This window comes from Kitasatospora sp. NPDC053057 (genome assembly GCF_044546945.1).
In the GTDB taxonomy this organism is placed as follows: Bacteria; Actinomycetota; Actinomycetes; order Streptomycetales; family Streptomycetaceae; genus Kitasatospora.
In genome coordinates, this window is the sequence record NZ_JBITZP010000151.1 from 1 (window position 1) to 1,287 (window position 1,287).

Sequence of the window (1,287 nt, forward strand, 5' to 3'; positions counted from 1 at the left end):
AGAGCCTCAGGCTCCTCCCGTGAGCTGCCGACCTGCGACTTCTCGCCCATCTGATGCAACTCCCGAGGGTTGACGTATCTCATGGTCGAACTGACTGTCCAGTGACCAAGGAGCTGTTGGATGGCCACCAGGTCCACTCCGCGCTCGTAGTTGTGGGTCGCGCAGGCCCTCCGCAGGGCATGCGGGCTGAACCGGTCGGTGGCCGGACGGCCCTCCAGTTCCATCAGATAGCGCAGGCGGTTGCGGACGGTGCCTTGGTGCAGGTGGCCGCCCGACTCGTCGGCGAACAGCGCGGGCGAGTCGGGGAACTTGCCGCGGACGTCGTCGAGGAACCAGCGCAGGACCAGGTCCAGCTGGTCGAGCATGGGAACCCAGCGCGGACGGGGCCCAGAGGTGTGAGCACCCTTGCCGAAGCGCACGTGCAGTTTGCCGAACGGGCCGCGGCCGAAATGGACGTCCGGGCGGTCCAGGAGCGAGGCCTCCTCGGAGCGCAGGCCAGCGTGATACAGAGTCCGGAACAGTGCGTAGTCGCGAGCGGCCGGCGCGTACTTCCGGGCGGTGGCGATCCGAGCCTTCAGGAAGTCGAAGAACTCCTCGACCCGCTCGGGGGTCGGCGGCGGCAGCAGAGCCGGGGAGTCGTCGCCGACATGCCGCGAGGCGTTGAACTCGTCCACCGGGCAGACCAGTCGGACCCCGAAGGCGGCCTCGATCTCGACGGCTTTGCGGGCCTGCAGGAATCGGTGGAACCCCTTGAAGATCTGGACGTATCCGCGGCGGGTGGACGGCGCCCGCCCCTCCACGGCTAGGCCGCCGACCACGCGGTCGATGTCCTCGGGTGTGACATCCCACGCCGGCCGTCCCAGGGCCTTCAACGTCCGCTCCAGCAGGCCTATGTCGTTGTCGACCGTCACCGGGCTGAACCCCCGGGCCCGCCAGGAGGCCACGAACGCTTCCACGCACAGCGCCTGGAACTCCCACGGATCCCAGGCAACGGGCACCTCGGGGACCGTCCGGCCCTCGATCACCCGCAGACGCGACTCCACCATCCGGCACACCTTCCTCGCACCTGACGAATGAAGGTAACGCCTACAAAACCGCGCTGTCAGCAAGACAATCAAAGAGACACTCAGACCCACGAAACGGCCAGGTCCCAGGGCACTCTCATTCCGAGGAACAAGTGCCAGCCCCAGTTCGCTGGGGAGAGACCTTCTCCGACGACGTCGTCGCCGCCGCGATGATCGACCGCCTGGTCCACCACGCCGAGGTCCTCACCCTCACCGGCGACTC

General features: G+C 67.6%; 2 protein-coding genes. One reads left to right on the top strand and one right to left on the bottom strand.

All coding sequences use genetic code 11. The features are described 5' to 3' along the window. Nucleotides 1-1,046: tyrosine-type recombinase/integrase (locus ACIG5E_RS39525; protein ID WP_396542174.1), on the bottom strand; the 1,046-nt coding region annotated here is incomplete at its 3' end. A gap of 131 nt (nucleotides 1,047-1,177) precedes the next feature. Here ACIG5E_RS39525 and ACIG5E_RS39530 point away from each other — a divergent pair. Beyond that, the coding region (locus ACIG5E_RS39530; protein ID WP_396542177.1) for an ATP-binding protein at nucleotides 1,178-1,287 on the top strand (110 nt) is incomplete at its 3' end.